Genomic DNA, 25,384 nt, shown 5'->3' with positions numbered 1-25,384 from the left:
GAGCGCGGCCAGGGACGAATGTCACACAACCGTAGCGATTTCTCAACGGGTGCAGCCGAGCTCAGGTGAGGCCGACGGCATCCAGGACCGCTGCCGGCTCGTCCAGCATGCCGACCCAGAACTGCCCGAACTCGGCGTAACGGGCCGACGCCTCGTCGAAGCGCATGGTGTACACCACCTCTTTGAGATCGTCGGGGTGTTGCGCAAACAGCGTGACGCCCCACTCGAACTCATCGAGACCCGTCGATCCGGTGATCAACTGGGTCACTCGCCCGGCGAACTTCCTGCCGGAGCCACCGTGCTCATACATCAGGGCCTTGCGCTGCTCGTACGGCAGGGTGAACCAGTTGGAGCCCGGCCCCCGCCGCTTCGACATGGGGTAGAAGCAAAACGCGGGCTTACCCTCGGGTGGCAACGTGGGAAAAAGGCGTTCTTGCAACCGGGACTCGGGCATACCCTTGGCATACTCGGACACCTCGGTCAGCGACACGTAGCTGTCTTCCAGGCGCAGGCCGGCCGCCACCAGGTCGGTCTGCAAAGCCCGCAGGCGCCACTGGTCGGAGGCCAGCGCCATCACGCCCAGATCGGCTTTGTGCCCCAAGAGGGCCGCACAGATCGCCTGGTCGTCGCCATCATTTCCTCGCTTCATGGCCGACTCCACGGCGGCGCGGTCGGCGGTGGCGGGAACGCTGAAGAACAGGTGCACTACGGCCTGCCCCTCTTTGGGCTCAGATGGCGTGGTCATGGCCCGAGCCTACGACCCGGCACGGGGCGGCCGACCAGTAGGGTCCGATGCCATGGCCCAGGCCACCCCCCGTATGATCACCGGAGGCGCCGACGCTCCGGACTGCGAACTGCAGGGCCACGCGTCCCCCGCCACGGTACGGGCCCCCACCTACGTGGCCCGGCTGCTGCTCGGCGCAGCCGCATTGCTGGTCGGCCTGATCATCGCGGTGCTCTACGAGGACGCCATCGCAGGCCTGGCCTACAACCAGCGTCTGTTGTTGGATGCCTTTCCAGACGTTTTGCAGACACTGATCAGCTCGCTGGGCGTCTACGTGCTGGCGGCGGTGGTGCTGATCACCAACGGCAGGCTGATCCGACAACGCAGGCCACGGACGGCCGTCCTGCTCGACCTTGCTGCGGCGGCCGGGGCCGTCGCGAGCTACGGAGCCGGCACGGTGCTCGAACGCCTGTCGTCGTCGAGCACCCTGGACGGTTTCCTCGCCGAACGTCTCAGCGGTCAGTCGATCCCCACCATTTCCACCTCACCCATCCTGGGCGCCACCGTGGCCGCACTCGTGTTGGGGGGCCCCTGGCTGAGCACGCGGTGGCGCAGCGCATGGTGGTGGACCACGGTTGCCTACATCGCAGCGGTCTCCGTGCTGTCCACCTCGGGCTTTCTCGGGGTGTTGGTGGATCTCGGCGTGGGTACCGTCGCCGGCGCGCTGGTGGGCATCGCATTTGCCACGCCCAACCAGGATCCCACGGGACCCGAAGTGGTCGACTCGTTGCGACGGCTCGGTTTGATGCCGGTCAGCCTCACACCCACGACGGCGAGCAGCCCGACCTCGGTGCGATGGCGGAGCCGCCTGGCCGACGGCTCCGATCTGGCCATCAAGGTGCGGGGCCCCAACCGTCATGCGGCCGAGTTGCTGTCACGTCTGTGGCGGCGCCTCCGCCTGAAGGCGCCGCGCGGCGAGCGCAGCCTCGGCACCCTTCGGGGTGAGGCCAACCACGAGGCGCTGGCATCGCTACAAGCTCACAACCTGGGTGTTCGCACACCGCGCGTCCTGGCCTTTGGGGCCACCGGCGCCAACGGCATGATGCTGGCCACTGAGTTCGTGGAGTCAACCGACCTCAGCGAGGTCTCCAACGACCGCCTGGCCAGCCTACTGAACGGCGTTTGGTCGCAGGTGGCCACGCTGCACCGCGCGGGTATCGCTCACCGTCACCTTCGGCTGGACAACCTGATGGTCGACGACAACGACCAGGTGTGGATGGTGGACTTCGCCGGGGCCGAGGTTGTTGCCGACGAGGTTCAACTGACCGACGACGTGATCGAGTTGTTGGCCTCCACAGCCGCCGTCGTGGGCCCGGAGATCGCCGTCGATGCGGCGCTGGGCCAATTGGGCCGCCGGCCGCTGGTGGACGCCTTGTCTCGACTCCAGCCGTTGGCCGTCACCCCATCCACCCGTGAGGAGTTGAGCAAGGACGGTTTCAAGAAGCTGCGGAGCGAGGTCGCCACGCGCACCTCCATCGACGAAGTACCGGACACCGAAGAACTCGCCCGGTTTAACAGCAGGCGGATCCTCACCATCTCAATGCTGGGCGGGGCCGCGTATTTCCTGGTGCCACAGTTGGCGTCCGCCGGCAACCTGTGGTCGGAGACCCAGGCGGCCAACTGGGGCTGGGCGTTGGTTGCCGTCGGGTTCTCGGCCCTGTCCTACGTGGGCTCGGGGCTGGCCCTGGTAGGCGGGGTACCCAACCGGGTGCCGTTCCTTCAGGCCCTGCTGGCCCAGGTGGCCGCTGCGTTCTCCGACACGATCACTCCAGCAAAGGTCGGAGGCATGGCGCTCAACATCCGATTCCTCACGAAGCAGGGCGTCGATGCGGCGGTCTCTGCGGCCGGCGTCGGCATGTCGGTCGTCGCCGGATTTCTGGTTCACATTCTGTTGGTCGCCAGCTTCATCACCGCCGCCGGCCGGTCCCGCGGGACCCAGGGCCTGTCGCTCCCCTCGCTGACCACCGTCCTCGGCATTGGCGCCGCCATCCTGGCCGTATCCGGCGTGGTGATGGTGACCCCCTGGGGCCGTCGGGTCTTTCTCAACAACCTGATCCAGGCGCTCGCCCGTGCCCGCGACGGCGTGGTTGGTATCGCCACCCGACCGGGCAAGGTGGCGGCTCTCTTCGGGGGCTCGGCAATGACCACGCTGTCCTACCTGATGGCACTGTACGTGTCCGTGTTGGCCTTCGGTGGCGGCGCCGGGTTCGTCCAGATCGGCGTCGTGTACCTGACCGGCGCGTTCGTGGAGGCGGCGGCGCCCACCCCTGGGGGGCTGGGCGCCTCCGAAGCCGCCTACATCGCGGGGCTGACCGCAATCGGCCTCAGTTCGGCCGTTGCCGTACCGGCGGTGTTCCTGTTTCGCCTGGCCACCTTCTGGATGCCGGTAGCACCCGGTTGGGCGGCGATCACCTACATGCGCAACCGGGACGACCTGTAGCCACAACGACGACCGGGACGCCCAAGTCGGGGTTCAAACAACATCCCGCCTGCGCCGGGGCGCAGCAACGACTCAGCCCTCGTCAGCCTCGACGGCGTCGGTGATGACCACCTCGGTGGTCAGGAACAGACCTGCGATCGACGACGCGTTCTGCAGCGCCGAGCGGGTCACCTTGGCGGCATCGATGATGCCAGCATCCACCAGGTTCTCATACTCGCCGGTGCGGGCGTTCAGGCCCTCGTGGCCGGTGAGCTCGCGCACCGCCGCGACAACGACACCGCCTTCGAGACCGGCGTTCTCGGCGATCTGGGCCAGCGGGCCCTGCAACGAACGAGCCACGATTTTGGCGCCCACCGCCTCGTCCGCATCCAGCCCATCCACCATGGCCAGCACGGCCTCCTGTGTTCGCAGCAACGTCACGCCGCCACCGGCGACGACGCCTTCCTCGATGGCCGCTTTGGTGGTCGACACGGCGTCCTCGATGCGGTGCTTCTTTTCCTTCAGCTCAACCTCGGTGGCGGCGCCCACCTGAAGCACCGCCACGCCACCGGACAGCTTGGCCAGACGCTCCTGGAGCTTCTCGCGGTCGTAGTCGCTGTCGGTGTTGTCGATTTCCGCCTGGATCTGGGCGATTCGTCCTTGCAGGTCCTCGGCCGAACCGGCTCCACTGACGATGGTGGTTTCGTCCTTGGTCACCACCACCTTCTCGGCCCGACCCAGCAGGCCGAGCTCGACGCTCTCCAGCTTCAGACCGATCTCGTCCGAGATCACCTGACCGCCGGTGAGGATGGCCATGTCGGCCAGCATCGCCTTTCGACGGTCTCCAAAGCCGGGGGCCTTCACGGCCACCGAGTTGAAGGTACCCCGCACCTTGTTGACGACCAGCGCCGCCAACGCCTCCCCGTCAACGTCCTCGGCGATGACCACCAGCGGCTTGGAGGTTTGCATCACCTTTTCGAGCAGCGGCAACAGGTCGGCGACCGCCGAGACTTTGGAGCTGACGAAAAGAATGTAGGGGTCGTCGAGTACCGCCTCCATGCTGTCCGGGTCGGTCACCATGTAGGGCGACACATAGCCCTTGTCGAAGCGCATGCCCTCGGTGAGCTCCATGGTGATGCCGAAGGTGTTGGCCTCCTCCACGGTGATCACGCCGTCTTTGCCCACCTTGTCGATTGCCTCGGCGATCGCCTCACCGATCTCGACGTCGGCGGCGGAGATGCCCGCGACCTGCGCGATCTGCTCCTTCGAGTCGACGTCGATCGCCAACTCGGCGATCCTGGCCACGGCGGCGTCGGTGGCCGCCGCCATGCCACGCTTCACCGACATGGGGTTGGCACCCGCCGCCAGGTTGCGAAGCCCTTCTCGCACCATCGTCCACGCCAGCACCGTGGCGGTGGTCGTGCCGTCACCGGCGACGTCGTCGGTCTTTTTCGCCACCTCCTTCACCAGGTTGGCCCCAATGGCCTCGTTGGGATCCTCCAGGTCGATCTCCCGAGCGATCGAGACACCATCGTTGGTGATGGTCGGGGCACCCCAGGACTTGGCCAGCACGACGTTGCGACCCTTGGGCCCGAGCGTTGCCCGAACGGCGTCGGCCAACTGATTCATGCCGGCTTCCAGAGCGTGGCGTGCCTCGTCGTGGTAGGTGATCTGCTTGGCCATGGTTCCTCCTCGGGCACGCCACCTGGCGGCCCACGAGCGATGTCATTGGAACCCGTGTTTTAGCACTCGACACACACGACTGCTAACCGCCCGCCACCGCCGGGACGATCGCCACCGTCTCACCGTCGGGTACCGGCGTGGACAAGCCGTCAAGGTAGCGCACGTCCTCGTCGCTGACGAACACGTTGACGAAGCGTCGAAGCTCGCCGTCGTCGCCAAAAATTCGCTCTCGGAAACCAGGGTGGGCCTCTTCGAGCGCTGCCAACACCTCACCCACGTTGGTGCCCGCAACCTCGACCGACGAGGTACCGCCAGTCAGGGTGCGGAGGGTGGTGGGAATGCGTACGGTCACGGCCATCGTGGTTGCTCCTTAGGCGGGTTGAGAATCCACTCGCCTTGCGGGAGGGATGAATCCAGGTGGGTGCGATCGTAGTGAACACAGCCACATGGCAGGAACCCGCAGCGACCCCCGATTGTTCCCTTACCGCCCGACGGGTCCTCGATCGACGCCACGCCGTAGGCTCGTTCCGCTCGGAAGGTCATGACCGCAGCCCGGCGGTTCTCCTCCTTTCCACGATTGCCCAATCGTTCCTCCCGTCCCCCTGCTCCCTCACCCCCACCCGAGCACCTCCCATGACCCCGTCCCCCATCACACCGCCCACGCTGCCCCCGCCCTCGGGCCCAGCCGTCGCTCCGCCCTTGGACGGCCCGCTCCGCAGCGTGTGCCATCGCGACTACGACGTCGCCCGGCTTGCCGCTCACCGAACCGACAGGGTCACCGTGGCCCTGCCCGCCCGCAACGAGGAGAACACGGTGGGCGACATCGTCAACGCCCTCCACCATGACCTGGTGATCGGCGGCCTGGTGGACGAGCTGATCGTGATGGACGACCACTCCACCGATGCCACCGCACGAGAGGCAAGAACGGCTGGAGCAACCGTGGTGACGTCGTCGGACCTGCTGGCCGACTTCGGAGCGGGCCACGGCAAGGGCGAGGTGTTGTGGAAGTCGCTGTGCGCGGGCAGTGGCGACGTCATCGTGTGGTGTGACGCCGACATCACCGATTTCTCAAGTCACTTCATCACCGGCCTGCTGGGGCCCCTGCTCAGCGACAACGACGTGCAGTTCACCAAGGGCCACTATCACCGCCCCGGCGAGGACGGCACCGGCGGTGGCCGCGTGACCGAGTTGGTGGCGCGGCCGCTCCTGTCGATGTTCTTTCCACACCTGGCACAGGTGGCCCAGCCCCTTTCGGGCGAGTTCGCAGGTCGACGAACGGTGCTCGAACGGCTCAGCTTTGTGCGGGGCTATGGGGTGGACGTCGGGCTGTTGATCGACGTCGCCGCCATGGTGGGCCTCGGAGCGATCGCCCAGGTGGACTTGGAGCTTCGGGTGCACCGCAACCGGCCACTGTCGCAGTTGGGGCCCCAGGCTGCCGCCGTTGCCGCAGCCATCCTGCGCCGGGTCGATCCGTCGTTGATCACCGAGTCCATGACCCTGGAACGTCCCGACATCCCACCCGTGGACGTCGATTTGGGCGAGTTGCCACCGATGGTCAACGTCGACGAATACGTCCGACGGCACCGTCTCTGAGCTCACGGCCCTCCAGCCACCGGCCCAAGACCGCATCGGTGGCGGCGGTGACCGATACTGCCGCATGACCAAACGACTCCTCAGGACCCACCTCGTCGAGCAGGGAGACCACCGGCAGCCCTTCCGGTAGGGACACCGCCGGGTCCAACTCGCCAACCACCGCCACCACCGGCGTCTCCAACGAGCTCGACAGCTCGGCAACCCCACCAACCACCTTGCCATCGAACGACGCTGTGTCACAGAGCCCCTCGCCGGTGACCACCAGGTCGGCCTCCTCGATGAGTGACTCCAGGCCCAAGTGGTCGGCCACCACTTCAAAGCCCTCACACAGGTTGGCCCCCAAGGCAGCCAACCCGCCCGCCAGGCCACCCGCGGCCCCAGAGCCCACCAGTTCCGAAACGTCCACGCCATAGGTCTCCACGTAGAGCTCCACCAAGGCGTCCAAACGCCTGGACAACAGCTGCACCTGGGCGGGTGACGCCCCCTTCTGGCCTGCGAAACGCGAGGCCGCCTCGACGAAACGGAAACGCACGTCGCAGGCCACCTCCATGCGCACTCCGGCCAGCCGGGGTACCGGGCCCAGGGCCCGCAGCGCACCAAGGCCGCCGTCGGTGGTTGCCGATCCCCCCATCCCGATCGTGATCGACCGCGCCCCCGCATCCAGCGCAGCCCCGATCAACTCGCCCACACCCGTGGTGTCGGCCGACAGCGGATCGTTTGCCTCCGCACCACCTGCGATCTCCAAACCGGCGGCCTCGGCCATTTCCAACACGGCCCGACGGCGGACAAACCGCCACTTGGCCTCAACGGGGTCTCCCAGCGGCCCGGTGACCGTCGTGGTGCGGTTGGGGCCACCCAGCACGTGAAGGAATCCTTCGCCGCCATCACTCATGGGCACGCGCACCGCATCCCAACCCCGACGCTCGACCGCAACCGCCATCGCATCGGCCGCCTGGGCTGCGCTCAACGAGCCGCGGAACTTGTCCGGGGCGAGGACCACGCGCACCAGGTCAGGCTCAGCCGGGCATTTCGACTCAGCCGGCCACCGTGGTTGCGGCCCCGCCTGCGCCGGCACCCGGGTTGTCGGGCGTGAACCCGTCGCCGAGCACCACGATCACCTGTGCGTTCTTCCCTTCATCCTCGATCGCCACTTCCGGGGGACGGGGCTCGACCGTGGTGGCGGGCAGACCGATGACCTTGGCCACCGCCTTGGCATCCGCCTCAAACTTGCCTTCGTAGAACACCTTCGTCGGTTGATTCTTGTCACCGTCGAGCGCCGCCACCTTGGCGTAACCGGCACCCTTCAGCTTTTCGGTGATCGTCCCGGCTGCACCCGGCACCCCGGAGGCATTGGCCACCGTGACCTGCAGGTCTGCGGCTGGAACGGCGGTGGTCGGAGCCGCCGCCGTCGTTGTGGTCGCCGCCTTCTGGCCACCTCCAGCGGCCGCAGTGGTGGTTGTCGCCGAATGCAGGTCGGGCGATGCGGTCACCTGCCCGGTTCCGGGGTTCTTCCAGATCAGCAGCGCGCCGATGATCACCGCGACCGCCACCAAGGTGATGCCCCGGGCAGCATTGGCCTGCGGGGGTCGGGGGGATCGTGATCGTGTTGGTTCGGTCATGGTGTGGTTCCGCAGTCGACCCGAAAAGAACTCTCCGGGTTATTCCGCACACGTTGGTGAGACGGATCGTTGATCAGGACAGTAGCGGCCCTCGCGACCCAAGTTGGTGACCCTTACCCGCCGGCGGTGGAGCCACCCTCCGCGATGGATCGACGTCGGGTGATCTCGTAGACGGCGACCGCCACGGCAGCCCCCACATTCAACGAGTCGAGGCTGCCCCGCAATGGGAGCGACACCACCTCATCGCAGCGACGGGCCACCAGCCTGGAGAGCCCCTTGCCCTCGGCACCGGCAACCAGACAAATCGGCTGGGTGGCGACGGTGAGGTCGTAGATCGAGGTGGGCCCCGCGCCGTCCAGGCCCACCACCCACACTCCCGAAGATCGCAACGACTCGAGCGCGGCGGGCAGGCCACCGACCAACGCCATCGGCAAATGTTCGATGGCACCGGCAGCGGTCTTTGATACCGAAGCGGTGACATGCGCCGCCCGGTGGCGGGGCAGAATCACGCCGTCCACACCTGCGCACTCTGCGGTGCGCAACATCGCGCCCAGGTTGCGCGGGTCGGTCACCGAATCCAACGCCAACAAAAACGGGGTACCGGCGCCGATGCCGGTGGCGCCCCCACGGCCACCCAAGGCCAGCAACTCCTCCAACTCCAACGGTTTCAGCTCGGCAGCCAGGGCCACCACGCCCTGGCTCGACTCGGTGAAGCTGCGCCGATCGAGCGCCTTGCGCCCGAGTTCGGTCACGGTCACCCGCTGTTCCCGAGCGAGCTGTCGGATGTCGTCGATGACCGGCGCCGGATCGAGGTCCTCCGCCAGGAGCACCTCGCGAACCTTCCGGGTACCGGCCAGCAGCAGTTCGCGGACCGCCTGGCGACCCTCCACCTGATCGCCGCCCAGTCCATAACGGGAACCCGCCGAACTGGTGCGACCCCGACGGTCGCTCGGGCCTCCCGGGCCCGCTGATCCTCTCGGCCCGGCCGGCGCCCGACCAGGCGCAGCGCGCCGAGAGGACGGTGCGGCACCGCGGGGCGCCTTACCTCGAGCACCTTTGCCGCGTGAATCCTGACCACCGCGTTCCGGCGGTCCCGAGCCGCGGCCCGACGTCCGGCCGCGCGCTCCGGCACCACCCTTTGGTACGCCCTTCCCGCGGGGCCGGCCGCCGCTGTTGCCCTTGTATCCGCCCCTACTCATCGGCGCGCAACCAGTGCACTCGCCAGGGCCACGATCGCCTCGCCGGAGCCCAACGCCCCGACACCTTCCGCCCGGCGCCCCTTCACCGATACCGGGGCACCCACCACCTCGCTCAGCCGAGCCACCATCTCGTCCCGGTGTGGCGCCAGCTTGGGTCGCTCAGCAATCACCGAACAGTCGACATTGACCGCACTCCAACCTGCATCGGCCAGCTTGCCCACCACCTCGGCCAGCAACACCATCGAGTCTGCATTCGCGTGACTTGGGTCGGTGTCGGGGAAGTGCGAGCCCAGGTCCCCCAACCCGACTGCGCCCAAGAGCGCTTCGGCGACGGCATGGGCAACCGGGTCGCCATCGCTGTGGGCCACCAGGCCGGGCGTGTCGGGGATCCTCACTCCGCCCAGCACGCAGTGGCGATCGGGATCGTCGGAGAACCGGTGGATGTCAAAACCATTGCCCACCCGCAGATCGGGCACCGGTGTGCGTTCTTCATCGGCCATGACACCATCCTCGCCGGTGTGGTCCCCGCTGCGTTCATTGGGGTCGGTCCGGCGCCGTTCGGCGAGCTGCGCCTTGGCCACCCACAGGTCCGAAGGATCGGTCACCTTGAGGTTGGTCGGATCGCCGTCCACGACAACCACCCGGTGTCCGGCCGCCTCGATCAACGAAGCGTCGTCGGTGGCCTCCGGCGACGAGGCATGCACGCTGCGCAACAGGTTGGCCTGGAATCCCTGAGGTGTTTGGACGGCCACCAACCCGGCACGGTCAACGGGGGCCCCGTCGATCGATCGCAGCGTGTCGGTGACCGCCACGCCCGGCAAGGCGCCGGCGGCCCCGTCCGGCCTTGACACCGCATCGATCACCCGACGCACCAGTTGCATGTCGGCCAACGGCCGGGCTCCGTCGTGCACCAGGATCACCTCAGCGGAGGCGGGCAAGGCGGCGAGGCCGGCCCGAACCGACTCGGACCGTGTCGCTCCCCCGGCCACCACCCGGTCTACATCGGGAAGCGGTGGAAGGTCGGCGAGCCGCTCGGCCGGCACCACCACCACCACACCATTGCTCAGCTGGGCCACCGAGTCGACGGCCCAGGCCAGCAGCGGCCGACCCATCAGCTCGGCAAACTGTTTGGCTCCGCCAAAGCGACGGCCCGAGCCGGCCGCCACCACAATCGACCACACTTCAGGTGACCGCACTTCAGGTGGCTCCGCCTCGGGCGGCGCCACGCCGGGGGTCGAAACCCCTGTGCCCCCACCCTGTGGGCCATGTGCGTCGCTGCCCTTCAGGTCCGGCCTCACGTCGCGGCTCGACCGCGAACAGTTGGGTGCATTGGCCCACGGTACCGCCCCCCAAAAATTGCCTGCCCTTCAACACCGGTGTGACCATCGGCATCCCAGGGTTAGGATACCGAGGTGGAACGTTCCAAGCTTTCCGAAGTCACCCTGTTTGCGGCACTGACCGACGCCGAGCTCGATCGGGTGATCGAGGCCTCATCAGATCTCGACCTGGTACGCGGCGACGTGTTGTTCAAGGAGGACGAGGCAGCAGACGCACTGTTCGTTGTTGAGTCCGGCCGGGTTGCCATCGGCAACCGCTCCATCGACGGCCGCGAGTCGATGGTCGCCCTCATGGAGTCCGGCGACCTGTTTGGCGAAATGAGCCTGTTCGACGGCACCGGCCGCTCCGCCGACGCCCGTGCGCTCGAACCCTCGATGGTGCTCTCAGTTCCCTTTCAACCGCTGCGGGACATCCTCGACGACCGTCCCGCATTGCTGTGGGAGGTGGTCAAGATGCTCAGCGGGCGTCTCCGCCACATGGACGCTGCGCTGGCCGACGCCTTCTTCTTGGACGTCACCGGCCGCACCGCCAAGCGCCTGCTGGAACTCGCCGGTGACGCCGACGACTTCGAGATCCCCATCACCCAGGAGGAACTGGCCGGGTTGATCGGCGCCAGCCGGGAACGGGTCAACAAGGCAATCTCGGCGTTCATGCGCCTTGGGTGGATCGAACAGCACGACCGGAGCTACGCCATCCTCAAACGGCGTGAGTTGGAGATCCGAGCCCGCTGAGCGGAGCGTCCCAGTATGAGCGATGACCCAAACCAGATCCGAGCCAAACTTGAGAGCGAATACGCCAAGGTCCGCAAGGATCTGGGCGAACTGCACGTGGCCTACGAGGCGCTGATGGCAGCCGGTCCCGAGGACGACATCTCCGAGCTGCTGAAGGACCTCGAAGACGAGGTCAAGGAGGCGCGCGACGGCGGCCTCACAAAGTCGGGGGCCAACGGCCACAAGCGGGCCCTGGCCAAGTGGCGGGCGCTACAGGGCTGACGCCGCGCCCACCCGCTTGAGCTCGGCGGTGAGGTGATGCGTCATCGGGTGGCCGACCGCCGCCATCGCTATGTCATATTCAAGCCGACCGCCCGTCACCAGGTAGCACCGTTCGGTTGCGGTCACCTCCTTGGCGGTTGTCGTGCCACTGACGATCGTGGAATCGATGACCAGCCGGACCGCATGTCGATCATCGGCACCGCCCGGGTGGGTGGCGATGCCTGAGCCGGCCTCGATCAGCCCCGGAGCCTGGGCCACCACCAGCTCCAACTTCGACTCCCCGAGCACCCTCAGGTAACCGGTCTCGGCATGGAGCGGGCGGCCATCGTCAGCGTGCCTGGTGGTTGAGGTGTACTGGATCACCGGCTTGTCCGCCAAGGATGCAAAGGTGATCGTCTCGGTGTAGGCGAAGTCGTCAATGGTGGGATACTCCCCCACGCCGTCGCCCTCCCAGCGACCCAGCATCGATCGAAACGGTTCGAGTGCCGGAGACATCGGCGGCGCAGCGGCGCCGACCGTGTGGGGTCCCGGGGTCGATACCGCAGGCGCGCCCACGTGGCGCTCGACGGACGGCCGCCCATCGCCAAGCTGCGGGTCGGCGGGCTGGACGCCGAGGTTCTCGCCCAGCAGATGGGCCCAGCGATTCTCACGTCGTCCAGGCTGGCGTGGCAGTTCGACAACCAGTGGTGTGCTGCGACCGGCCAACTCGCCCAGGGCGTCGGTCAGCTCGGTCGGCTCCCCGAATTCGTGGAGGCGGACGGCCCGGTTGCGCAGTTCGCTCGGGGTCTGCGGCCCTCGCAACATCAAAAGGGTCAGCACGGCACGACGCCCACCGGCCAGCTCCAGAACCTCGTCGGCCACCTGACGAAACTTCTCCCGCCGCTCGCCCGAGCGGGGATAGACCCGGCGGATCAGCGATCGCTCGCGCAGGCGGTCGAGCGCACCACTCACCTCGTCCTCACCCAGCGACATGATCGGGTTGCGACTGGAACTCTGGTTGGCGGCCGTCACCAACGACTTGAGTGTGAGCGGATAAGTGGAGGGAACGGTCAGTTCCTTTTCCATCAGGCACCCCAACACCCGGAGCTCCACGTCACTCAACGGGTCGTGCGCCTGCTGCGCGCCGGTCGATGCCTGCTCGGTCACGCTGCTGCCCCCTCTGAAGATGTCGCCATCAAGCGATGACCTCCGTGCTCTTGCCACGGCTACGAAGAAACGTCAACGCCCTGGCCCACGCATCAGCGGCATCCTCGGCTCGGTAATGGGCACCGTCCGGATCCTGGGCAAACGCGTGGTCGGCGCCGGGGTAACGAACCACGCAGGCCACCTCGGCCAGCTCATCAAGCTCAGCGTGGGGCAGCCACTTGTCGTTCGTGCCGCACAGCGCCAGCACCGGGCACGCGCCTGGCGCCGTCACCGAGTCGATCGCATCGGCCTGATGGGGCGCACGCCACGCCCTGGGCATACGAATCATCCCGTAGAAGCTCACCGCAGCGTCGAATCGACCCGACGACGAGGCCTTCATTGCATACATGCCACCCATGCAAAAGCCCATGACACCAACGGTCTCGCAGTCGGTGGCAGCGGCCGCCGCCAGAAGATCGGCCAACTTGTCATCGTCACGCAATTCGTTGACCGAGGCCAGACGCTTGGTCACGTTCAGCTGCTCGCGTCCAGGCCACATCTCGGGCACGACCACCACCCAACCCTCGGCGTCGGCCACCCGCTGAGCATGCTCGTCGAACAGTGGCCGCAGGCCGTGGATATCGCTCATCATCACCAGCCCTCGGGTGGGGGTGAGGTCACCGTCGGGTCGGGCGATCTCGGCGGGGGTCCCGGTGGGCAGGGTGATACGCACTGCGGCCTCGCTACTGGTAGCGGTTGAGGATCGACGACTGCGCCTGCTGGCTCAGGCCATCGCGAATCACCGACGCCAACTGCTCGCTGACCTCGGCCAGTTGAGCCAACTCCGTGGTGGAGGCCCGCATCAGCTTGTCGAAGCGGCCGCACTTGCGCACCACCGCGTCGATCACGGGTTCGGGCAGGCGGGGCAGGATCCGGGCGAGAATGCGGTAGCCACGTGGCTGCATCGGCTGGGCGAGATCCACCGAGTTGCCGTCACCAAGCTCGAGCACGTCACCCACGTCGTCCGGGTCGGTGATCTCGCCCGGGTCGAGCGCACGCAGCCGCTCCAGCGCATCGCCGGGCTCGATCCCATCCGGCGCATAATCCCGAATCAGGTTGGTGCGCTCGTCGCCCACCCCTGCCATGAGATCCCGCAGTTGCAGCCTCACCAGGCGGCCGTCGGCACCCAACTCGATCAGGTGGTGGCGCAGTTCCTCGGCAATGCGGCTGACCATCTCGGAGCGCTGGAGCACAACGATCACGTCGCGCAGGGTCACCAGACCCTCCACCTCGTGGGCGGTCAGGCTGGCAAGCTCCTCGTTGAGACGACTCTTGTACCGCTCCAATGTCTGCAGTGCCTGGTCGCAACGGTTGAGGATGTTGGGAATCGATTCCAGCTGGTACTTCTCGTCACCGCGGTACACGGTGAGCACGGCCATGTCCTCGGACACGGTGGCAACCGGCACCGCAACCGACCGCGCCACCCGTTCGGCGGTGCGATGCCGAGTGCCGGTCTCGGTGGTGGGCACATTTGGGTTGGGCACCATGTGCACGTTGGCCCTGGCGATTCGAGACGAGTCGGACGACAAGATGATGGCGCCGTCCATCTTGGCCAGCTCGCTCAGCCGTTGCGGCGTGAAGGCTGCATCCAGCAGAAACCCGCCGGAGCACACGTTGAGCACCTCCGGTCCGTCGCCCACCACGATAAGTGCACCCATTCGAGCCTTGGAGATGCGGTCGAGCCCCTCGCGCAACGGCATGCCCGGCGAAACGGCAGCGAGCGCATCCCACAATTCCTGTTTGCGCTTGGCGATCACGCCCTGATGGTAGCGGCACCGGCAGCCAACCGAGACGTGAGCACTGCGGCGGCGAAAACCGTCCGGAAATCGCGCGGTGTTCTCCTCATGTTCGCCCGGCACCCCGGGAGATGCGGAGCCGCCGGCCATGCGGGGCAGGGAATGGGCCACAACCACCTCGCCCCGATTCGCGTGGCCGATGGGGGCGTGTCATCTGGTGCCCCACGCCCGCCCCCGCGACGGGGTCGAACAACGCTCGACGCCGGTTCGGAGCACAAGTGCCTGGCCTGCTGACGGCAACCATCGGCGCTCAGACCAGAACGGTGTCAAGCCACGCGATGAGATCGGCGGTGACCTCGCCGCGGTTGGTCTCGTTGAGGATCTCGTGACGCGCCTCGGGGTAACGGGCAACGGTGACGTCGGTGACCCCGGCCTCCCGGTACCGCGTCGCCACCAACTCGATCAGTTCCCCGCCACCCGCCAACGGGTCGGCGTCGCCGGACATGAGGTGGATTGGAAGGTCGCTGCGGATCCTGGCGATCGCTTCCGGATCGGCGGTGGTCGCTGTCCCTTCGAGCATCCCGCGGGCGGCCGTTGCATTCAGGCCGAAACCGCAGTCCTCATCGGCGACGTAGGCGTCGACCTCGGCACGGTCCCGGCTGAGCCATTCGTACTCGGTCGGCGCCGGCTCGAATGGTGCATTGAAGGCGCTGAGGTCGACCTCCGCGTCGGGGTCGATGCCGGCACCGATCACGTCGAGCGCCGAAGTGCCCGACAGGACGGCGGCGTCGACGTCACCGGAGTGTTCGATCAAGAACTGTTGGACGGCGAAGGACCCCATCGAATGACCAAACAGCACCAGCGGGATGTCGGGATGCTCCTCACGTGCCCGTCGTCCGAGGGTGCCCAGGTCGGCGACGAGGCCCGCCCAGCCGGCCTCTCCGAGGTCGCCGTGACGCTCAGCGCCTCCGGCGGTCCGTCCGTGACCGCGATGGTCGTTGGCATACACCACACATCCGGCGTCGACGAGCGCCTCCGCAAACCTGCGGTAGCGGGCGGCGTGCTCGCCCATGCCGTGCGCCACCTGGACGATGGCCCGCGGGGTTCCGTCGCCGCTCCAGCGGTACGTGTGGATCGGGAGCCCGTCGCTCCCGGCGAAGGTGAAGATGTGCTCGTTCATCAGACGATCCTGCCAGGTTGCGCCAGCGGCTGGAGGCCAAACGCGCCGTTGACCAAGGTTTGGCATCGGTTCGGAGCACTCGCGTCAGACCAGCCAACGACAGACGACCCACGACCCCGAGTCAAATGCGTTGGGGCATCGGTTGGTTCACGATCGGCTGCGCTGGTGGGCCACGCCGGTTCGCATCGCAGCCACCCCCGCATTGATGCTGATTGTATTCGTGTCGATCGCCTTGTCGGCAGCCGTGTCCGGGCTGCTCCCGGGCCCCGGCCGGCTCAGCTCCGGCCGGGTGGACCTGGCGGTCGGGTTGACGTTCCCGGCCGTGGTGATCGCCGCTGCCCGGTGTACATGTCGCCGCCTCCAACGGCAGGCCGCTACACCGCCCGGAGGCCAGCGTCCTGCAGCGACATGGCATGCATTGCCTCGCCCAACGTGGCCACCTGCTGAAGGCGGGCCGAGCGTGCCCATTCCACCTCGCCTCCAGCGGGGCGGACGCTTCGGTCGCGCGGCGCCACGATGCGGCTAAACCCCAGGCGGGCCGCCTCGGAGATGCGTCGGATGGGCTCGGGCACCGACCGCAGTTCCCCGGTGAGGCCAACCTCGCCCAACATCATCACGTCGCCCGGGACGGCACGCAGCGTTGCCGACGAGACCACCGCCGCAGCGATCGCCAAATCCGCTGCCGGTTCGCGCACGGTCAGCCCGCCCGCCACCGAGACGAACACGTCGGCCGAGCTCAGATCCAACTGAGCGCGCTGGGCGAGCACCGCCAAGATGAGATCGATGCGTCGAGGCACCAACCCGGTGACGGTGCGGGTCCCAAACCCGCCGGAACCGGCCGGGCGCGGGCTGACCAGCGCCTGCACCTCAACCAGCACCGGGCGGTGCCCTTCGAGCACCGCGACCACCGCCGAGCCGGGAACCCCCGCCTGCCTGTCGGCCAGCAACAGCCCCGACGGATCGTCCAGCGACTCGATGCCGTGCTTGGTCATGCGGAACATGCCGACCCGGTCGGTGGCGCCAAACCGGTGCTTGATCACCCGCAACAGGCGCAGAGCCCCGTCGCGGTCGCCCTCGAAGTGCATCACCGTGTCGACCGTATGCTCCAGCACGCGAGGGCCGGCCAAGCCACCGTCCTTGGTGACGTGTCCCACGAGGACAACCGCAGCGCCGCTGCGCCGGGCGGCAGCCACAAGCGCGTTGGTGGCTTCGCGCACCTGGGTGACCGAGCCCGGCACCCCGCTGACCCGGTCGTCGAACAGGGTATGTACCGAGTCGACCACGACGAGGGCCGGGGTGGTTTCTGCCAGGCGGGCCAGCACCACCTCCAGCCGCGTCTCCGCCAGCACGAACAGGTCGTCGCAGATCGCATCGAGACGCTGGGCCCGACGTTTCAACTGATTGGCCGACTCTTCTGCCGTGACGTACAGCACGGTGCGGCCACTCCGGGCCACGCCTGCGGCAGCCTGCAACAACAACGTGCTCTTACCCACTCCGGGCTCGCCGCCGATCAGGCTGACCGAGGCACCCGTGAAGCCGCCTCCCAGGGTGCGGTCCAGCTCGCCGATGCCGGTGGTCAGCTGCGGGTCGCTCACCTCGGGCACGTCGCCAATGGCCCGCACCGTGCCCGGCACATGCGGGATCGGATGGTTGTCCAGCGGCGCCGACAGCTCCTCGGTCAGCGAGTTCCAATCACCGCAACCCCCGCACCGCCCGGTCCACTTGTGCGCCTCGTGCCCGCAGGCCAGGCAGCGAAAGACTGGAGAGGATGACGGTTTGGAAGCCACGGTGCCACGCTACGGACGACCTGTGACAACGAACGGCTCCCACTCGGAAAGCGCCTTCCCGGTCGCGTCAACCAAATGCAGCGGTCCTCCGTCCGTCTCGGTTCGATGGGCGACCATCCCACCACTCGGCAAGGCAAAATCCGTAGCTCAGCCCCGCTGAGCGATCAGCTCGATCTCGATGTTGGAGCCGAGCGGCAGCGATGCCACGCCAATGGTGCTGCGCGCCGGAAACGGCTCTGCGAAACGGGCGGCATACACACGGTTCATCGCATCGAAGTCGTCCATGTCGGTAAGGAACACGTTGACCTTCACTACGTGCTCGGGGCCAAGACCGGCCGCTTCAAGCACTCCGAACAGGTTGTCGAAACACTGCCCGGTTCGTTTGGCGACGTCACCGACGACGAGCGAACCGGTGGCTGGATCCACCGGTGTCTGCCCAGAGCAGTAGACGATGCCGTTGGCCTCGATGCCGTGGCTGTAGGGGCCGACGGCGGAGGCGGTGGGGCTGGTGATGGGTCGGCGGGTCATCGGCTCATCCTCGCACCCTCCGAACCCCGGCGATCGCGCGTGGTCGCTCACGACCGTTCGCAAGCAACCTCGCCGGGAAGCAGAGCCCGAACAACCACCTGAAGTTCGGCGCCACGATCGTCGACGAAGGGCCGACCCGCATCCAGCGCGGCGGCATAGGCCTTGGCCGCGTCGTCGCCGGAGAGTTCGGCACAGCGAGGCCCGTCGATGGTTGCGCCAGGCTTGACCGTGCCGAAGACGTCGATGAACGGGGGCCCCGGCCACTCGGCAGCGTCCCCCGAGGGTGCACCTTCAGGAACGGCCAGATCGATTGCCTCCACCCGGTCGGGCACCCACTCCTTGGTAGCTCCGGTCAGAGTGCGCGAGTGCTCGATCAGGTCCCGGAGCTTGCGACGCGACGCCTGCTGTGAGCCGGTGAGCCCCGTATCGAAGTCAGCCATCAGGGCGTAGACGTCGACCTCGGCCGGCTGTCCAGCGCCATGAAGACGGACGTTGGTACTCGGCAGATCGGTGACCTGAGGATCGCCGTAGTCGACCGATTCGTCGAGTGCCCCGGATGCGGACACGTCGTCGAGGAAGTCCCGCAGCTTGGTCTGTGGCACCTTCCCCTGCACCAACCGAACCGCAGTCGGCACCGTCCCAGCCGACCCGCCATCGGTCTCAGCGGGGACGGGGAGAAACACCCTTCCGTCCCCGTAGATGGTCACCTCGGGCACGTCGTTGGCGACGAAGGCGTGAGGCACCAACCCTCCGCCGGTGTCCACCTGCCACACCACCCGATCGGCCGGGAGCCGGGTGCCGTCCGTGCTGGTAGGAACGCCGGAGGTGACGTCGTGACCGGACCCACAGGCAGCGGCTGTCAGGGCCACCAGGATGCCGAGCGCGAGCCCCGCCGTGTGTCGGTGCAGTGATTGCCGTTCGAATCCCATATCTACTTCGACGACGACCAGGGCCCTCGAGTTCCCGGCCGATGCGCCACGGCGCCTTACCCGTGGTTCAGCCGACGACCTGCAATGAGGCCGTAGGCCAGCACGAGCCCCGCCAAGCCAATGAGCACCGCGCCGGCAATCACGAACTTGCCGGCGTTGCCGGAGCGTTCCTCCGACGTGGTGGTCAGGTCGACGTCAGCCGACTCGGCGGTGAGGTCGGCGTTCCAACTCACCGTCGCACCGTCGACCGTGGGTGTCTTCTCCTGCTTGCCGGTGGTGTCGACCAACTCACCGGGGAGCATCGCCCGAACCACGATGGTGAGGCTGCCCGGGTTGGTCTTCAGTTCCGCCGCCAGTTGCTCGTCGGTTCGGCCCAGCGGCAGGCCGTCGAGCACCTCGGCCACCTGAGCATCGGAGAACCGGGCCAGATCGCCCTTGGTGATCAGCCGCCCGTCCAGCCGGTAGCCGATGGACCCAAACCGATCGAGCACCGACAGGTTCAACTCCTGCAGCGGCCCATCGGGACCGGCAATCTCATTGAGCGTTGGCTGCAAGGCGCTCGGCGAACCGAAGGCCTTGGTGGCCCGTAGACGCACCAGACCGTCTGGTTTCAGCATCGGCTCGGCGACCTCCCAGCCCGCCTCGGTCAGGTCTCCGGTGTCGATGGCTTTGAGGCCCCCGACCCGCCCAACCGCCTCCCCGTCGAGTGCAACCTCCACCGTCACCGTGCCCGACCCATTCTCCTTGACGTCGATGTCCACCTGGGCGGTCGCCTCGCAGGCCGAGAGGCCAACGAGCACCAGCAGGGCAAAAATGGCCGCTCTCGCGCGGCGACGGATTGGATTCACAGCCCAGAAGGGTAGACGGCCACAGAACCACCGAGAGACCCCTTCGCCCCGACGGCGGCGACGAAGGCGCCTCGGCCCGACCCCACCGGGGCCGGGCCGAGCACGCAACACTGGTACTTGCCGCGCAGATCAGACGCCGTCGGGGGCGTCACCCGCCACATCGCCGGCCACAATCTCGGCCGGGGAGTCCGGCGGGACAAAGCCCTCAACCGCACGGAACGAGGTGATCTGCTGGTCTGCATTCTCCGGGTCGGGTTCCACGTCCACGACGATGATCTGACCGGCGGAGAACTCCTTGTGCAGCAGCTTCTCCGACAGAGGGTCCTCCACCTGGCGCTGGATCGCCCGACGAAGCGGCCTGGCACCCAGTGTGGGGTCGTAGCCGGTGTCGGCCAGGTGCTGCTTGGCCGCGTCGGTGATCTCCAAACCCATGCCCAGCCCGGCCAGCTGTTCGGCCACCCGTGCCGTCATCAGGTCGACGATCTGGATGACCTCGGCCTTGCTGAGCTCGTGGAACACGATGACATCGTCGATGCGGTTGAGGAACTCGGGCCGGAAGTGCGCCTTGAGCGCCTCGTTGACCTTCGCCTTCATCTTCTCGTAGCTGACGGCCTCGTCGTTGCGCGAGAAGCCAACGTTGGCCTTGCGCAGGTCGGCGGTTCCCAGGTTGGACGTCATGATCAGCACGGTGTTGCGGAAGTCGACCGAGCGGCCCTGACTGTCGGTCAGGCGCCCCTCCTCGAGGATCTGCAACAGCGTGTTGAACACGTCGGGGTGGGCTTTTTCGATCTCGTCGAAGAGCACCACCGAGAACGGCTTGCGCCGGACAGCCTCGGTGAGCTGGCCACCCTCCTCGTAGCCCACATAGCCGGGGGGCGAACCCACCAGGCGGCTGACCGTGTGCTTCTCCATGTACTCCGACATGTCGAGGCTGATCATGGAACCTTCGTCACCGAAGAGAAACTGCGCCAGTGTCTTGGCCAGCTCGGTCTTACCCACACCCGATGGGCCCAGGAAGATGAACGATCCGGAGGGACGCTTCGGGTCCTTCAGGCCTGCCCGCGTGCGGCGGATGGCCTGGCTGACCGACTTGATGGCCTGCTCCTGGCCGATGACCCGCTCGTGGAGTTCGTCCTCCATGCGCAGCAGCTTGGTGGTTTCCTCCTCGGTCAGCTTGTAGACGGGAATGCCCGTCCACATGGCCAACACCTCGGCGATCGACTCCTCGTCAACCTCATCGAACAGGTCCTCACCTGACGCCTTCAACTCGGCCTCGGTGCTCACCTTGCGCTCGAGCAGTTCCTTCTCGCGATCGCGCATGCGCCCGGCCTCTTCGAAGTCCTGACTCTCGACCGCCTCCTTCTTCTGGCGGCTCACCTCGGCCAGTTCCACCTCGAGTTCGCGGAACTCCTCGGGTGCGGCCATGCGGCGAATACGCAGGCGGCTGCCTGCCTCGTCGATCAGGTCGATCGCCTTGTCGGGCAGGAAACGGTCCGAGATGTAACGGTCGGCCAGGTTGCCCGCCGCCACCAACGCCTGATCGGTGATCGTCACCCGGTGGTGCTCTTCGTAACGCTCCCGCAGGCCCTTGAGGATCTCGATCGTGTGGGCCACCGATGGTTCGTCGACGACCACCTTCTGGAAGCGACGTTCGAGCGCGGCGTCCTTCTCGAGGTGCTTGCGGTACTCGTCCAGCGTGGTGGCACCGATGGTCTGCAACTCGCCCCGGGCCAGCATGGGCTTGAGGATGGATGCTGCGTCGATGGCCCCCTCGGCAGCTCCGGCACCGACCAGCGTGTGAATCTCGTCGATGAACAAGATGATGTCGCCGCGGGTCTTGATTTCCTTCAGCACCTTCTTGAGCCGCTCCTCGAAGTCGCCGCGGTAGCGCGACCCGGCGACCAATGCGCCCAGGTCGAGGGTGTAGAGCTGCTTTCCGGCCAACGTGTCCGGCACGTCGCCGTCGGCAATCGCCTGAGCCAGGCCCTCGACGATGGCGGTCTTACCCACGCCGGGCTCGCCTACCAGCACCGGGTTGTTCTTCGTGCGGCGACTGAGCACCTGCATCATGCGTTCGGTCTCTTTGGCGCGACCGATGACCGGGTCCAGCTTGTGCTCCTTGGCCAACTGGGTGAAGTTTCGTCCGAACTGGTCGAGCACGGGCGACCCGCTCTGGCCGCCCTCCCCGCTGGAGCCACCGGTGCCGGCTGAAGCCTTCTCACCGCCCTGGCCACTGGCGCCCTGGGGGCCCGAGTAGCCGGAGAGCAGCTGGATGACCTGCTGGCGCACACGCGAGAGGTCTGCGCCCAACTTGACCAGGACCTGAGCGGCGACGCCCTCGCCCTCGCGGATGAGGCCGAGCAGGATGTGCTCGGTGCCGATGTAGTTGTGGCCAAGCTGCAGCGCCTCGCGCAGCGACAGTTCCAGAACCTTCTTGGCCCGCGGCGTAAACGGGATGTGCCCGGACGGCGACGAGCCGCCCTGACCGATGATTTCCTCTACCTGGCTGCGCACCGCCTCGAGGGAGATGCCGAGGGACTCAAGGGCCTTGGCGGCCACGCCCTCGCCCTCGTGGATGAGGCCGAGCAGGATGTGTTCGGTGCCGATGTAGTTATGGTTGAGAAGCCGCGCTTCTTCCTGGGCCAAAACGACGACCCGGCGAGCCCGATCTGTAAAGCGTTCAAACACGAGAGATTGCCTCCATGCGGGGGCCGTGTGGCCCGAGACGAGTGATGCCAAGTGTAACCGCAGCCACCATCGATTCGTTCCCGCGACCCGCTGTTGACTTCCTCAGCGTTAGACGCGCACTGCTGCAACCCACCCTGTTGCGGCGGTACCGAGGTCGCCGGCCGAAGACGTCAGGTCGCCAAGGCGACCGACCAGAAGTACCAGGAGCACCACGAGAACCAGCGCTCCGACCAGGCGGGCGCGGGGGTCTCGACTCAAATCCATCAGGCCGGTCTGTCCCCGCCGATGGGTTCGACCGGCGACCACGTGCCCATTGACCGTGGCTGGGACGAGTGGGTGGAGCACTCCCAACGCGCCCTGCTCAGACCCCTGGTCGGCGGAGGCCTCGACAGGGCCGGGCATGGCCACATCCCCGTGGGAGGTCGGGTTTGGGCGTGGTGGCCCCAGCACGCCGGGAACGACGTCCGGGTCCACCCACGACCTCAAGCGGGGATCCACCGACGGATTGGGGATCACCGTGGCACCCGGCGTGGTCCAACTGGAGCGGGGCTCGGCCCCGACGGTGGAGAAGACACCGGTGGGCTGACCGGTGTGTCGATGATCTGTGGGCTGGCTGCCATTGCCGCGCATGAGCACCCCTTCAGGGAGATCCGCCGCCCGGCTTCGGCACCTTACCGGACCAGGTGTGCCGATCCGGCGATACCCACTCGGACGGCGTGGGACACTCGTGCCATGGCCCCAGGTTTGTTCTCGGTACGGCTCAGCGAGGAGGTGTCAACCGCGCTGGCCGATCATCGGCCGGTGGTGGCGCTGGAATCCACCATCTTCTCTCGGCTGGGCCTGCCCTCGCCTCACAACGAGGAGGCGTTGGACAGATGTCTCAATGCTGTGCGGTCAGGCGGGGCAGTGCCCGCCATCACGGCGGTGATCGATGGAGTCGCAAGGGTTGGCCTGGGACCGGACGAACATGACCGCATCCTCGGCGCCGACGCCAAAACCTCCAGCCGAGACCTGGGCGTGGCGGTCGGAGCCGCCTGGCCCGTGGGGGTCACCACCGTGGCGGCCTCGCTGCGGCTGGCGTCCCTGGCCGGAATCACCGTTTTTGCAACCGGGGGAATCGGCGGCGTACACCGAGGGGCGGCCAACAGCGGCGACGTGTCGGCCGACCTGGGGGCACTGGCCACCGAGCCGGTGGTGTGTGTCTCTGCCGGTGCCAAGGCATTTCTCGACCTGGGGGGCACCCTCGAACGTCTCGACACCTTGGGAGTGCCGGTGCTGGGCTGGCAAACCGAGGCATTTCCGGCCTTCTATTCACGCGACTCAGGACATCGGGTGCCCCACAGGGTGGACGATGCGGGCGCACTGGCGGACATCGTGACCGCCACCTGGGCGCTCGGCCACAGGGGCGGGGTGCTGGTGGCCAACCCGATACCCGCCGATGCAGAGATCCCCTACGAGGAGATCCGCCCACACATCGACGAGGCGCTCGCCTCGGCGAGGGTGCTGGGGGTTACCGGCCCGGGCGTGACCCCCTGGGTGCTGGAGGCCATCACCGAGGCCACCGCCGGGCGCTCCATCCCGGCCAACCTGGCCCTGGCCGAGCACAACGCCACTCTGGCCGCCGAGCTGGCAGCCGAGTTGGCCGGCGCGTCGGGCGCTGAGCACGGGTGACCCCGATCGGCGACCAAGGGCACACCGAACGTCTGCCCGAGTTGGAGGCATCGCTGTTGCGCGGCCTTTCCTTGGCGCGACTGGCCGTATTCGCATGGATGGTTGTGGTCGTGGTGGTTGCTCGCAACGGCATCGCCAGCCCGGCGGTGGCATGGGGCGGCCTGGCCGTGATCGGGGCGTGGTCGGGCTGGGAGTTCGCCCGGGTTCGGTCCCCGCTCTCCGAACGAACCGCCGGGATGATCACCGCCATGGAGGCCGTGCTGGCCGCCGCCCTGCTGGTGGCCGACCCATGGGTTTGGGAGTCGTCGGTCGGCCAGCGATTCGCATCGGCCTGGCCGTTGATGCCGGTACTGGGCGCCGCCATCATCTGGGGACGTCGTGGTGGCCTGATCTGCGCGCTGGCGCTGGGGGCGGTCAATGCGGTGGCGCTAGCGGGTCGAGCCGTGGTGGGAGAGCTTGCGCAGTTGTCCGCCGCCGGCGGCCAGTCGCTGTCGATCGCCTCCACGGTGGCGTTGTGGTTGGTGGCGGGCATCGCAGCCGGCGCCGTGGTGGAGCGCCTGAGAAGTGCCGAGCGACGGGTCGCTCAGGCCGAGGCTCGGGAGGAGATCGCCCGGGAACTACACGACGGCGTGCTGCAAACCTTGGCGGTGGTGCAGCGACGCAGCACCGATGAGGAACTGTCGCAACTGGCACGAGACCAGGAGCTCGACCTGCGGTCATGGCTCTTTGGCGACCACGCCGCCCACGAGGCCGACCTCACCCTGGGCGCCGCCCTTCGCCAGGCAGCACACCGGGCCGAACGCACGCACCGGCTGCGGGTACAGGTGGTGGGTGTGGGCCTCGACGACCTGGCGACACCGGTGAGCAGCGACCCCGTGCCCCCGGAGATCATCGCTGCGCTGGCGGGGGCGGCGGGCGAGGCGATGACCAACGCCGCCAAGCACGGCGACGCCACCACCGTGACGATGTACGTGGAGGTGGGCGACGAGGAGGTGTTCGTCTCGATCAAGGACAACGGGGCTGGATTCGATGTGGCCGCCGCCATTCCAGGCATCGGCATGACGCAGTCGATCACCGGGCGCCTCAGTGCCGTCGGCGGAAGCGCCGAGTGGCGGAGCAACCCGGGGCACGGCGCTGAGGTCACCCTCACCGTCCCCAGCTCGTAAGAGCTGCGGCACGGGACGACGACGGTTTCCTCGGCTCAG

Annotated in this window: 23 protein-coding genes and 1 pseudogene; 6 read left to right on the top strand and 18 right to left on the bottom strand. The window is 67.4% G+C overall.

Annotated elements, in window-relative coordinates:
- Nucleotides 1-61: 61 nt before the first annotated feature.
- Nucleotides 62-745, bottom strand: coding sequence for a chlorite dismutase family protein (locus MPARV_RS0115415; protein ID WP_012224957.1), 684 nt, complete (start codon nucleotides 743-745; stop codon nucleotides 62-64).
- Nucleotides 746-797: 52 nt separating this feature from the next.
- Here MPARV_RS0115415 and MPARV_RS0115410 point away from each other — a divergent pair, with 52 nt between their 5' ends.
- The gene (locus MPARV_RS0115410; RefSeq protein WP_031278815.1) at nucleotides 798-3,224 is read left to right on the top strand and encodes a flippase-like domain-containing protein; all 2,427 of its coding nucleotides are present in this window, start codon (nucleotides 798-800) and stop codon (nucleotides 3,222-3,224) included.
- 72 nt (nucleotides 3,225-3,296) lie between these two features.
- On the opposite strand, the gene groL is transcribed toward MPARV_RS0115410, so the two are convergent.
- Together groL and MPARV_RS0115400 are read right to left on the bottom strand one after the other, a co-directional pair.
- Entirely contained in the window at nucleotides 3,297-4,886 is a 1,590-nt protein-coding gene (groL, locus tag MPARV_RS0115405) for a chaperonin GroEL (protein ID WP_012224954.1), read from the bottom strand.
- 82 nt (nucleotides 4,887-4,968) lie between these two features.
- The gene (locus MPARV_RS0115400) at nucleotides 4,969-5,244 is read right to left on the bottom strand and encodes a ubiquitin-like small modifier protein 1 (RefSeq protein WP_012224946.1); all 276 of its coding nucleotides are present in this window, start codon (nucleotides 5,242-5,244) and stop codon (nucleotides 4,969-4,971) included.
- Nucleotides 5,245-5,519: 275 nt separating this feature from the next.
- On the opposite strand from MPARV_RS0115400, the gene MPARV_RS0115395 reads away from it, so the two are divergent.
- Entirely contained in the window at nucleotides 5,520-6,479 is a 960-nt protein-coding gene (locus MPARV_RS0115395) for a glucosyl-3-phosphoglycerate synthase (RefSeq protein ID WP_081582340.1), read from the top strand.
- Here MPARV_RS0115395 and MPARV_RS0115390 read toward each other — a convergent pair.
- From MPARV_RS0115390 to ispF, 4 genes are all read right to left on the bottom strand, one after another.
- Nucleotides 6,442-7,485 carry a glycerate kinase family protein gene (locus MPARV_RS0115390; protein WP_012224935.1) on the bottom strand — a complete coding sequence of 348 codons (1,044 nt, stop codon included), beginning with the start codon at nucleotides 7,483-7,485 and terminating at the stop codon, nucleotides 6,442-6,444. The two genes, MPARV_RS0115395 and MPARV_RS0115390, sit on opposite strands and share 38 nt — an antisense overlap.
- A gap of 28 nt (nucleotides 7,486-7,513) precedes the next feature.
- The gene (locus tag MPARV_RS0115385; protein WP_020378918.1) at nucleotides 7,514-8,098 is read right to left on the bottom strand and encodes a LytR C-terminal domain-containing protein; all 585 of its coding nucleotides are present in this window, start codon (nucleotides 8,096-8,098) and stop codon (nucleotides 7,514-7,516) included.
- A 113-nt stretch (nucleotides 8,099-8,211) separates the two neighbouring features.
- The gene (gene rlmB, locus MPARV_RS0115380; protein ID WP_012224932.1) at nucleotides 8,212-8,988 is read right to left on the bottom strand and encodes a 23S rRNA (guanosine(2251)-2'-O)-methyltransferase RlmB; all 777 of its coding nucleotides are present in this window, start codon (nucleotides 8,986-8,988) and stop codon (nucleotides 8,212-8,214) included.
- A 305-nt stretch (nucleotides 8,989-9,293) separates the two neighbouring features.
- Nucleotides 9,294-10,595: a 2-C-methyl-D-erythritol 2,4-cyclodiphosphate synthase gene (gene ispF / locus MPARV_RS0115375; protein ID WP_081582338.1), complete on the bottom strand. Its 1,302-nt coding sequence runs from the start codon at nucleotides 10,593-10,595 to the stop codon at nucleotides 9,294-9,296.
- Nucleotides 10,596-10,709: 114 nt separating this feature from the next.
- Here ispF and MPARV_RS0115370 point away from each other — a divergent pair, with 114 nt between their 5' ends.
- Nucleotides 10,710-11,366, top strand: coding sequence for a Crp/Fnr family transcriptional regulator (locus tag MPARV_RS0115370; RefSeq protein ID WP_012224916.1), 657 nt, complete (start codon nucleotides 10,710-10,712; stop codon nucleotides 11,364-11,366).
- 15 nt (nucleotides 11,367-11,381) lie between these two features.
- Nucleotides 11,382-11,627: a hypothetical protein gene (locus MPARV_RS0115365; protein ID WP_020378916.1), complete on the top strand. Its 246-nt coding sequence runs from the start codon at nucleotides 11,382-11,384 to the stop codon at nucleotides 11,625-11,627.
- Here MPARV_RS0115365 and MPARV_RS26155 read toward each other — a convergent pair.
- The 11 genes and pseudogenes from MPARV_RS26155 to MPARV_RS0115315 all read right to left on the bottom strand — a co-directional run bounded on the left by MPARV_RS26155 (nucleotide 11,616) and on the right by MPARV_RS0115315 (nucleotide 23,138).
- Complete coding sequence (locus MPARV_RS26155) at nucleotides 11,616-12,332, bottom strand: nitrobindin family protein (protein WP_420886281.1); 717 nt, start codon at nucleotides 12,330-12,332, stop codon at nucleotides 11,616-11,618. The genes MPARV_RS0115365 and MPARV_RS26155 overlap by 12 nt on opposite strands.
- A gap of 6 nt (nucleotides 12,333-12,338) precedes the next feature.
- A pseudogene (locus MPARV_RS26150) lies at nucleotides 12,339-12,692 on the bottom strand (DUF480 domain-containing protein); the annotation flags it as partial.
- A gap of 109 nt (nucleotides 12,693-12,801) precedes the next feature.
- Complete coding sequence (locus tag MPARV_RS0115355) at nucleotides 12,802-13,485, bottom strand: dienelactone hydrolase family protein (protein WP_020378914.1); 684 nt, start codon at nucleotides 13,483-13,485, stop codon at nucleotides 12,802-12,804.
- Nucleotides 13,486-13,495: 10 nt separating this feature from the next.
- Nucleotides 13,496-14,569: a DNA integrity scanning diadenylate cyclase DisA gene (gene disA / locus MPARV_RS0115350; RefSeq protein ID WP_202948849.1), complete on the bottom strand. Its 1,074-nt coding sequence runs from the start codon at nucleotides 14,567-14,569 to the stop codon at nucleotides 13,496-13,498.
- A gap of 289 nt (nucleotides 14,570-14,858) precedes the next feature.
- Nucleotides 14,859-15,728 carry an alpha/beta hydrolase gene (locus tag MPARV_RS0115345; protein ID WP_012224904.1) on the bottom strand — a complete coding sequence of 290 codons (870 nt, stop codon included), beginning with the start codon at nucleotides 15,726-15,728 and terminating at the stop codon, nucleotides 14,859-14,861.
- Between the two features lie 374 nt (nucleotides 15,729-16,102).
- On the bottom strand, nucleotides 16,103-17,515 hold the full coding sequence (gene radA / locus MPARV_RS0115340; protein ID WP_020378912.1) for a DNA repair protein RadA: 1,413 nt from the start codon (nucleotides 17,513-17,515) through the stop codon (nucleotides 16,103-16,105).
- A 147-nt stretch (nucleotides 17,516-17,662) separates the two neighbouring features.
- A complete protein-coding gene (locus MPARV_RS0115335; protein ID WP_012224892.1) occupies nucleotides 17,663-18,043 on the bottom strand; it encodes a RidA family protein in 381 nt (126 codons plus the stop codon).
- 47 nt (nucleotides 18,044-18,090) lie between these two features.
- Nucleotides 18,091-18,972, bottom strand: a complete 882-nt coding sequence (locus tag MPARV_RS0115330; RefSeq protein WP_020378911.1) for a hypothetical protein — start codon at nucleotides 18,970-18,972, stop codon at nucleotides 18,091-18,093.
- Nucleotides 18,973-19,028: 56 nt separating this feature from the next.
- On the bottom strand, nucleotides 19,029-19,820 hold the full coding sequence (locus MPARV_RS0115325) for a hypothetical protein (RefSeq protein WP_012224889.1): 792 nt from the start codon (nucleotides 19,818-19,820) through the stop codon (nucleotides 19,029-19,031).
- 129 nt (nucleotides 19,821-19,949) lie between these two features.
- On the bottom strand, nucleotides 19,950-22,508 hold the full coding sequence (locus MPARV_RS0115320) for an ATP-dependent Clp protease ATP-binding subunit (RefSeq protein WP_012224888.1): 2,559 nt from the start codon (nucleotides 22,506-22,508) through the stop codon (nucleotides 19,950-19,952).
- A 108-nt stretch (nucleotides 22,509-22,616) separates the two neighbouring features.
- Nucleotides 22,617-23,138, bottom strand: coding sequence for a hypothetical protein (locus MPARV_RS0115315; RefSeq protein WP_012224884.1), 522 nt, complete (start codon nucleotides 23,136-23,138; stop codon nucleotides 22,617-22,619).
- Between the two features lie 102 nt (nucleotides 23,139-23,240).
- Here MPARV_RS0115315 and MPARV_RS0115310 point away from each other — a divergent pair, with 102 nt between their 5' ends.
- Entirely contained in the window at nucleotides 23,241-24,179 is a 939-nt protein-coding gene (locus MPARV_RS0115310; protein WP_012224883.1) for a pseudouridine-5'-phosphate glycosidase, read from the top strand.
- A complete protein-coding gene (locus MPARV_RS22950) occupies nucleotides 24,176-25,345 on the top strand; it encodes a sensor histidine kinase (RefSeq protein WP_051012015.1) in 1,170 nt (389 codons plus the stop codon). The genes MPARV_RS0115310 and MPARV_RS22950 overlap by 4 nt, the downstream gene beginning before the upstream one ends.
- Nucleotides 25,346-25,384 lie beyond the last annotated feature (39 nt).

The sequence above is a fragment of the Candidatus Microthrix parvicella Bio17-1 genome, assembly GCF_000299415.1.
In the GTDB taxonomy this organism is placed as follows: domain Bacteria; phylum Actinomycetota; class Acidimicrobiia; order Acidimicrobiales; family Microtrichaceae; genus Microthrix; species Microthrix parvicella.
The sequence above is the reverse complement of the archived record's forward strand: the minus strand, read 5'-3'. Positions and strand labels throughout refer to the sequence as shown.

Bases quoted from the DNA above. Each gene is read 5' to 3' on its own strand.
- MPARV_RS0115415 (WP_012224957.1), bottom strand. From the start codon at position 745: ATGACCACGCCATCTGAGCCCAAAGAGGGGCAGGCCGTAGTGCACCTG.
- MPARV_RS0115395 (WP_081582340.1), top strand. From the start codon at position 5,520: ATGACCCCGTCCCCCATCACACCGCCCACGCTGCCCCCGCCCTCGGGC.
- MPARV_RS0115335 (WP_012224892.1), bottom strand. From the start codon at position 18,043: ATGACCCGCCGACCCATCACCAGCCCCACCGCCTCCGCCGTCGGCCCC.
- groL (WP_012224954.1), bottom strand. From the start codon at position 4,886: ATGGCCAAGCAGATCACCTACCACGACGAGGCACGCCACGCTCTGGAA.
- MPARV_RS0115330 (WP_020378911.1), bottom strand. From the start codon at position 18,972: ATGGGATTCGAACGGCAATCACTGCACCGACACACGGCGGGGCTCGCG.
- MPARV_RS0115345 (WP_012224904.1), bottom strand. From the start codon at position 15,728: ATGAACGAGCACATCTTCACCTTCGCCGGGAGCGACGGGCTCCCGATC.
- MPARV_RS0115410 (WP_031278815.1), top strand. From the start codon at position 798: ATGGCCCAGGCCACCCCCCGTATGATCACCGGAGGCGCCGACGCTCCG.
- MPARV_RS0115315 (WP_012224884.1), bottom strand. From the start codon at position 23,138: ATGCGCGGCAATGGCAGCCAGCCCACAGATCATCGACACACCGGTCAG.
- MPARV_RS0115310 (WP_012224883.1), top strand. From the start codon at position 23,241: ATGGCCCCAGGTTTGTTCTCGGTACGGCTCAGCGAGGAGGTGTCAACC.
- MPARV_RS0115385 (WP_020378918.1), bottom strand. From the start codon at position 8,098: ATGACCGAACCAACACGATCACGATCCCCCCGACCCCCGCAGGCCAAT.
- MPARV_RS0115365 (WP_020378916.1), top strand. From the start codon at position 11,382: ATGAGCGATGACCCAAACCAGATCCGAGCCAAACTTGAGAGCGAATAC.
- MPARV_RS0115400 (WP_012224946.1), bottom strand. From the start codon at position 5,244: ATGGCCGTGACCGTACGCATTCCCACCACCCTCCGCACCCTGACTGGC.